Genomic DNA, 5,646 nt, shown 5'->3' with positions numbered 1-5,646 from the left:
CGGAGGTTGGCGGAGTTGCGGGGCTGCATAGGCGTCATGTTCATAGAAAAACGCCCCAGGCCATCGAGACCCAGGGCGGTGAAGATATCAAAGACCCGTTTTCCGGTAAATCGCAATGCGGCTCCGCTTAAGTGAACAGCATTGCCGCATGTGCGGGCCTTTTGCATGGCATGAAGGGCGGGGCTATTCCCGCTCCTTGACGTAGGGGGTGCCGAGGGCCTTGGGGGCCACCGCCTTGCCGATGAAACCGGCCAGCAGGAAGACCGTCAGGATGTAGGGCAGCGCCTCAATGGCCTGCACCGGGATCGGGAAATCGCCGATGCTGACCCCTTGCAGCCGGATGGCGACCGCGTCGAGGAAGCCGAACAGCAGACAGGCCGCCATGGCGTTCCAGGGGCGCCACTTGCCGAACACCAGGGCCGCCAGCGCCATGAAGCCCTTGCCCGCGCTCATGTTGGGGATGAACTGGGCGGTCTGGGCCACCGCCAGATAGGTGCCCCCGATCCCCGCCAGCAGGCCGCCGATGATGAGGGCGGTGTAGCGCATGCGCACCACGGAGATACCGGCTGTATCCACCGCGGCCGGAGCCTCGCCCACCGCCCGCAGCCGCAGGCCGAAGCGGGTGCGGAACAGCACCCACCAGGCCAGGGGCACGGCGGCGAATGCTACGTATTCCAGCAGGGAGTGGCCGCTCAAGAGCTCGCTGTAGAGCTGGCCGATGACGGGCACGTCATAGAGCTCCTTGGCATAGGGCAGGTCGATGGGGGCGAAGCGTGCCGCACCGGAGAGCGCCGGGGTCTGGCCCCCCTGATCGAACCAGTAGCGCCCCAGGGTCACGGTGAGGCCGGCCGCCAGGATGTTGATGGCCATGCCGCTCACTACCTGATCACCCCGGTGGGTGATGGTGGCGAAGCCGTGCAGCAGGGCGAACAGGATGGAGATCCCCACCCCGACCCCCAGCCCAATCCAGGCGGAACCGGTGACGGCGGCCGCCGCCGCACTGGCGAAGGCGGAGGCCAGCAGCTTGCCCTCCAGGGCGATGTTGACCACCCCGGAGCGTTCACAAAACATCCCGGCCATGGCCGCCAGGATGAGCGGAGGCGCGGTACGAATGGTCGCGTCCAGCATCAGGATCAGTATTTCGAACATGATCAGGCTCCTTTCACTTGGGCGGCCGGGCGGTTGGCAAAGGCTAGATAGGCCTGCTCGATGCGCGGGCGCAGCATGTGCTCCAGGGCGCCGCAGAACAGGATCACCAGACCCTGCAGCACCACGACGATGTTGCGGTCCACCCCGAACTCGAAGCTGAGCTCGGCGCCGCCCTGGTAGAGGAAACCGAACAGCAGGCTGGCGATGATGACGCCGACCGGGTGGTTGCGGCCCATCAGGGCCACCGCGATGCCGGTGAAGCCGAAGCCTTCCACGAAGTTGAGCTTGATCTGGTGCAGCTCACCCTGCAGCACGTTGAGGGCGAAGAAGCCCGCCAGCATGCCGGAGATCACCATGGCCAGGATCACCACCTTGGGGTAGGAGATACCCGCATAGGCGGAGGCACTCTGGCTGGCGCCCACGGAGCGGATCTCGTAGCCCCAGCGGGTATGCCAGATGAAGACCCACACCAGGGCCGCACAGATCAGCGCCCAGAAGAAGCTGATGTTGAGGGGGCTGTTGGGCATGGCGATGCCGAAACCGGCCGCCAGCTCGCTCATCTTCGGCAGCCAGCTCGCCACGGCGAACACCTTGCTCTCGGTGGCCATGGATCCTGGCGGCTTGAAGACGTCGACCAAGAGGTAGGCCATCAGGGAGGCGGCGATGAAGTTGAACATGATGGTGGTGATGACGATGTGGCTGCCCCGCTTGGCTTGCAGCCAGGCCGGGATGAAGGCCCAGGCCGCGCCGAACAGGCCGCCGGCGATGATGGCGAGCGGCAGCAAGAGTGCGAACGGCAGTACGTCCCCGAGCAGCAGACAGACCAGACCGACCCCGAGGCCGCCGATATAGGCCTGCCCTTCACCGCCGATGTTGAACAGGCCAGCGTGGAAGGCCACCGCCACCGCCAGACCGGTGAAGATGAAACCGGTGGCGTAATAGAGGGTGAAGCCTATCCCCTCGCCGGTGCCGAAGGCGCCGTACCACATGATTTCGGCTGCCTCGATGGGGCTGATGTCGAGGTAATAGAACAGGATGGCCGACACCAGGAAGGCCAGCAGGATATTGACTGCGGGCAGCACGCCCACGGATATCCAGGCAGGAACACGTGCTTGGCTCATGAATGGGCCTCCTTGATATCGTCGGGGACTATGTTCGCCATCATCAGGCCGATGGCGCGTTCATCCGCCCTGGCGCCGTCCAGCTCGCCGACGATGCGGCCATCGGCGATGACCAGAATGCGGTCGGAGAGGCTCATGATCTCGTCCAGCTCCACCGACACCAGCAGCACCGCCTTGCCCTTGTCGCGCATGGCGATGATCTGCTGGTGGATGTACTCGATGGCGCCGATGTCGACGCCCCGGGTCGGCTGGCCGACCAGCAGCACATCCGGGTCCTGCTCCACTTCCCGGGCGATCACCAGCTTCTGCTGGTTGCCGCCGGAGAAGTTGGCGGTCTTGTGCTCCGGGCTCGGCGGGCGCACGTCCCACTTGTCCATCTTGGCCTGGCAATCCTGGCGGATCGCCTCCTTGTCCTGCAGCCAGCCCTTGTTGTACTGGGCACGGCGGTGATAACCGAGGATGAAGGCCTCTTTCGCCTCGAAGCGGTTGATGAGCCCCATCTTGTGCCTGTCTTCCGGGATGTGGCCGAGGCCGAAGTTGCGCACCTGCTCCGGGTCGGCCGGGTGGCTCTGGCTCACCTCGTGGCGCTGCGCCCCGGCGATGGTGAAGCCGCCCTTGCTGGGCTTGAGGATGCCGCCGAGCATGCTGAGCAGCTCGGACTGGCCGTTGCCGGAGACCCCGGCGATACCGACCACTTCCCCCGCCCGCACTTCGAAGCTGACGGATTTGACCCGTTCCACCCCGGCGTCATCGACGTAAGAGAGGCCCTCGACCTTGAGCTTGGCCTCGCCCGGCTGGGCGGTGCCCTTGTCGACCTTGAGGCGCACCTTGCGGCCCACCATCAGCTCGGCGAGCTGCTCCTTGTCGGTGTCTTTGGTGGCGACATGGGCCACCATCTCCCCCCGGCGCATGATGGAGACCTGATCCGTGATGGCCAGGATCTCCCGCAGCTTGTGGGTGATGAGGATGACGGTCGCCCCCTGATCCCGCAGCTTTTTCAGCACCTCGAACAGGTGATCCGCCTCTTGCGGGGTCAGCACCCCGGTGGGCTCGTCGAGGATCAGGATGCGGGCACCGCGATAGAGCGCCTTGAGGATCTCGACCCGCTGTTGCAGGCCCACCGGCAGATCCTCGACCTTCTCGTGCAGCGGCACCTCGAGACCATAGTCCCGTGCCAGCTCGCCCAGCAGCTTCTCGGCGGCCGCCAGGCTCTTGCCTAGGCGCCAGCCGTTCTCGGCCCCCAGGATGACGTTTTCCAATACGGTAAAGTTGTTCACCAGCATGAAGTGCTGGTGCACCATGCCCACCCCGGCGGCAATCGCATCTTGGGAGCCATGGGGTTTGAACGGATTCCCGTCGATCAGCATCTCGCCTCTGTCGGCGTGGTAGAAACCGTAAATGATGCTCATCAGGGTCGACTTGCCGGCGCCATTTTCGCCGACGATGCCGTGAATGCTGCCTTTACGAACCTGAAGGTCGATCTGCTTGTTGGCGTAAACCTCGCCAAAGCGCTTATCGATACCTCTTAATTCGATGGCATAGCGATCTGTCTGGTCCATGATGCAGTCCTTGCGGGTCATGAAGTAGAGACTAAAAACCGGCCCGTGCGGGCCGGTCATCACTGGTTGAGAGTCGTAGCAGTGACTCGGTATTAGCAGGATCAGTACTTACAGGAGTTGTCGCTCATGTAGTCGTGCACCTTGATCTTGCCGGCGATGATGTCGGCCTTGATGCTCTCGACCTTGGCTTTCATTTCCGGGGTGATCAGCTTGGCGTTGTTCTCGTCCAGCGCCCAGTCAACCCCGCCTTCGGCCAGACCCAGGGACTGGATGCCCGGCTTCCAGCTGCCCTTGGCGGCGTCATCCCAGCTCTTGTACGCGGCCAGACCCACGGACTTGACCATGGAGGTCAGCATGGTGCCCGGTTGCAGGTGGTTCTGGTTGGAATCCACACCGATGGCCAGCTTGCCTTCGTCCTTGGCAGCCTGATAGACACCGATACCGGTGCCACCGGCGGCGGCATAGACCACATCGGCGCCCTTGGCGAACTGGGACTTGGCCAGTTCTGCACCCTTGGCCGGGTCGGCGAAGGCTGCCGGGGTGGAGCCGGTCATGTTCTGATAGACGTCGATCTTCGGATTGATGTACTTGGCGCCTTGCTCATAGCCGCACTGGAACTTGCGGATCAGCGGGATGTCCATGCCGCCCACGAAGCCGACCTTGCCGGTCTTGGAGGCGATGGCTGCCAGGGCACCCACCAGGAAGGAACCTTCATGCTCCTTGAAGATGAGGGACTGGACGTTCGGCTTGTCGACCACCATGTCGATGATGGTGAACTGGGTGTTCGGGAACTCGGTGGCTACTTTCTCTACCGCGGAACCCATGTTGAAGCCGACGGCGACGATGGGGCCGTTGCCACGGCTGGCCAGACGACGCAGGCCCTGCTCACGCTGGGCTTCGTTCTGGGGTTCGAACTCCTTGACCTTGACGCCTTTGTCCTTGTTGTAGACTTCGACGCCGTTGCGGAACACGGCTTCGTTGAAGGACTTGTCGAATTTGCCTGCGGTGTCATAGATGACGGCGGGCTCGGAGGCTGCCTGGGCGGACAGGGCAGCGAGGGTGAGGGCGGCCACGGTGGCCAGCTTGAGCACTTTAGTCACGATCGTATCCTTGATTGTTATGTGAGGGTCCACAACCTGTCTTGGCAGGTCATAAAGCACGCTGGCTAACTGTAAGTGAGCCAGCCCGTTGGTCAAGGGGATCATAGAGGAAAAACGTTTGCGTTAACGGTTTGAAATATAAGCAAATTGCCTTATAAGTGTTTGTTTTATGGTGTTTTTGCAGAATTAAATTCCGAGATTAATAGGGCTCGATCGACATTTGTGTTTGGATTCATGACGTTAGGCGCAACCGTTTTCCTCCCCTGATGAAAAAACTGGCTTCCATCGGCACCAGCCCTGCGGCCTCATCGACGCCACGTTGGCGGGCGGGCTGGCTGATCGCCAGGAGATCCGCCCCGGGTGTGACAGCCCAAGATGGGTGGCTATTTTCCCTCCCAGGGCCGTCGTCTGTGGCCGTTTTTCCTGCTCGTTCGGGGCCTGCGTGATGGCAAGCACACTCATATGGAAATGTATTGGTGTTTGTCATATGGGTACGCTAGGTTATACCCGGGTTAACTTGGCCCCCGGGATGGGGCCGTATTTTTGACATTTGTTCGGGTGATAAAAATGAACCTGATTACCCATGACCCTCAGCCAGCTTCAAGAGCCGATATGGCATCGGAGGGCTTGCCACGACTGCATGCCCCAATTCAACCAACATGCTCTTGAGGTCAAAACGATGATTAAACCGGAAGCAGTATTCCGCAAGATGCCTTG

The 5,646-nt window shown here is 62.1% G+C and carries 4 protein-coding genes and 1 pseudogene; all 5 read right to left on the bottom strand.

Translation table 11 applies throughout. From position 1 onward, the window contains the following. Window positions 1-183 precede the first annotated feature (183 nt). A complete protein-coding gene (locus MUW49_RS01115; protein ID WP_052815643.1) occupies window positions 184-1,149 on the bottom strand; it encodes an ABC transporter permease in 966 nt (321 codons plus the stop codon). A 2-nt stretch (window positions 1,150-1,151) separates the two neighbouring features. Then, complete coding sequence (locus MUW49_RS01110; protein ID WP_010672473.1) at window positions 1,152-2,270, bottom strand: ABC transporter permease; 1,119 nt, start codon at window positions 2,268-2,270, stop codon at window positions 1,152-1,154. Continuing rightward, window positions 2,267-3,829: an ABC transporter ATP-binding protein gene (locus MUW49_RS01105; RefSeq protein WP_052815657.1), complete on the bottom strand. Its 1,563-nt coding sequence runs from the start codon at window positions 3,827-3,829 to the stop codon at window positions 2,267-2,269. The genes MUW49_RS01110 and MUW49_RS01105 overlap by 4 nt, the downstream gene beginning before the upstream one ends. Before the next feature lie 101 nt (window positions 3,830-3,930). After that, window positions 3,931-4,929, bottom strand: coding sequence for a BMP family ABC transporter substrate-binding protein (locus MUW49_RS01100; RefSeq protein ID WP_041212138.1), 999 nt, complete (start codon window positions 4,927-4,929; stop codon window positions 3,931-3,933). Between the two features lie 577 nt (window positions 4,930-5,506). Then, window positions 5,507-5,646, bottom strand: a pseudogene (locus MUW49_RS01095) (IS1595 family transposase); the annotation flags it as partial.

Source organism: Aeromonas sp. LsrichE-8G, assembly GCF_022869435.1.
GTDB classification, from domain to species: domain Bacteria; phylum Pseudomonadota; class Gammaproteobacteria; order Enterobacterales; family Aeromonadaceae; genus Aeromonas; species Aeromonas caviae.
The sequence above is the reverse complement of the archived record's forward strand: the minus strand, read 5'-3'. Positions and strand labels throughout refer to the sequence as shown.